At 73.3% G+C, this 2,177-nt stretch carries 2 protein-coding genes; both read left to right on the forward strand.

Annotated features, from left to right (window positions below; translation table 11 throughout):
• A partial coding sequence (locus tag BFF77_RS31625; protein ID WP_141698600.1) for an HYR domain-containing protein occupies positions 1-1,384 on the forward strand: 1,384 nt, incomplete at its 5' end.
• A 91-nt stretch (positions 1,385-1,475) separates the two neighbouring features.
• Positions 1,476-2,177, forward strand: a 702-nt coding sequence (locus tag BFF77_RS31630; RefSeq protein ID WP_079125664.1) for a Pvc16 family protein, incomplete at its 3' end; no start/stop codon positions are given.

Raw genomic sequence — 2,177 nt, forward strand, 5'->3', positions numbered from 1 at the left:
AGTCATCGAGGTGGTCGACACGACCGCGCCCGTCGTGAGCGTGGGGGACCGTACGGTGGAGGCGACGGGTCCGGATGGTGCCGTGGTCGAGTATCCGGCGTCGGCCGAGGACATCGTGGACGGTTCGGTGCCGGTGTCGTGTGTGCCGCCTTCCGGTTCGCGCTTTCCGGTGGGTGAGACGACGGTGACGTGCACGGCTGTCGATGAACGGGGTAACACGGGACGTGGTACGGCCGTCATCGAGGTGGTCGACACGACCGCGCCCGTCGTGAGCGTGGCGGACCGTACGGTGGAGGCGACGGGTCCGGAAGGTGCCGTGATCGACTACAGCGCCACCGCCGTGGACGGTATCGACGGTCCCGTGCCGGTCGTCTGCGTCCCGCTGTCCGGCTCGGCCTTCCCCGTCGGGAGGACGACGGTCACCTGCACCGCGACCGACTCCGTCGGCAACGTCGGCACCGACACGGCCGTCTTCACCGTGGTGGACGGGGGCGCGCCGGTCGTCCAGGTCGACGACCGGATCGTTGAGATCACCGGCGGCACCGGCGCGGTCATTCGGTACACCGCCGGCGCCAGGGACGTGATCGACGGCTCCGTCCCCGTCACCTGCGCCCCGCCCTCCGGGTCCCGATTCCCTGTCGGCAGGACGACGGTGACCTGTACCGCCAAGGACAGAGCGGGCAACACCGGCAGGGACACCGCCGTGTTCACCGTCGTCCTGCGCCCGCCGACACCGCGCCCGCCCGCCGCCGACCTGGCCGTGACCGCCGCGGCCACGCCGCTGCCCGGGTTCACGGGCGGCGTGATCACGACCACGTTCACCCTGACCAACGCCGGCCCCGACACCGCGGCAGGCGTCGTGCTGGCGGTCGACGTGCCCCAGCCCGTTCGCGTACTGACCGCCCAGAGCGGTTGCACCAGCGCCGCCCCCTGCACCCTGCGGGCCGGCGACCGGATCGAGGTCACCGCCCGGATCTCCTACGAGAAGGCGACCACCGGCACTCTGACCGCCCGCGTCACCGGCGCGACGCGGGACCCCCGTACCGCCAACAACACCGACACCCTGCGGATCCGGGTCCTCCAGCCCGTACTGACCGCGGGGCCCCTCGTCGCCCGGCTCGGCGACGTGGTCCTCGCGGAGGGCCGCGACTTCCCGCCCGGCACCGTCGTCACACTGGAGTGGAGCGAAGGGATCACCGCCAGGACGCTTCCGGTACGGGTGAGCGCCGACGGGACGTTCCGCGCCCAGATGCTCGTCCTGCGCAAGGACGAGACCGGCCCGCGGCTGCTGCGCGCCGAAGGGCCCGGGTACGACCCGCTCGACGCGGGGATCCTGGTCGTGCCACGCAGCCTCCAGCCGCCCAAGTTCGCGGGACGCGGATGAGCGGGGTGAGCGTGGGCCGGGCGAGTGCGGGCGGCGCGCGCGTGGGCGGGGCTAGCGTGAGCGGGGCGTGGGCGAGAAGCGGGGTGAACCCGTGATCCACGAGGTGGACGACGCCCTGCGCTCCCTCGTCCGGGGCGAGGCGCTGGGCGGCACCCAGGTCAGCGTCGTCTTCGACGCGCCGAACCGCGAGTGGGCGGCCAAGGTCAACGCGCCCACGGTCAATCTGTACCTCTACGACATCCGCGAGGACCTGCGCCGCCGCTCCCGCGGCCTGTCCAACGAGTACGGCGAGCGCGGCACCGTTGTGGCCCGCCATCGCCCGCCCCGCTACTTCAAGCTGTCCTACCTGATCACCGCCTGGACCCGGCGTCCTGAGGACGAGCACCGGCTGCTGTCGTCCCTGTTGCTGTGTCTCCTGCGCCACGACGCGGTGCCCAGGGCCCATCTGAGCGGCCTGCTGGCCGAGTTGCCGCTGACCGTACCGATGACGATCGCCCTGCCGCCGCCGGAGGACCGGTCGTTCGCGGACGTGTGGAGCGCGCTCGGCGGTGAGTTGAAACCCTCGCTGGACCTGGTGGTGAGTGTCCCGCTCGTCGGCGCCGGCTCGTTCGCGGTGGGGCCGCCGGTCACCGAGGACGGTGGGCTGCGACTGGGCATGGAGGGGATCGACCGTCCGGCGGGCGACGCTCCCGCGAACGGCGCGGCGGGCGGTGCCGGGCCCGGGGAGGGGCATGGACCGGGTGGCGGTGCCGGGCCCGGAGGCACGCGGGGGCCGGCACCGCCACCCGGTCCA

The sequence above is a fragment of the Streptomyces lushanensis genome (assembly GCF_001700515.1).
In the GTDB taxonomy this organism is placed as follows: domain Bacteria; phylum Actinomycetota; class Actinomycetes; order Streptomycetales; family Streptomycetaceae; genus Streptomyces; species Streptomyces lushanensis.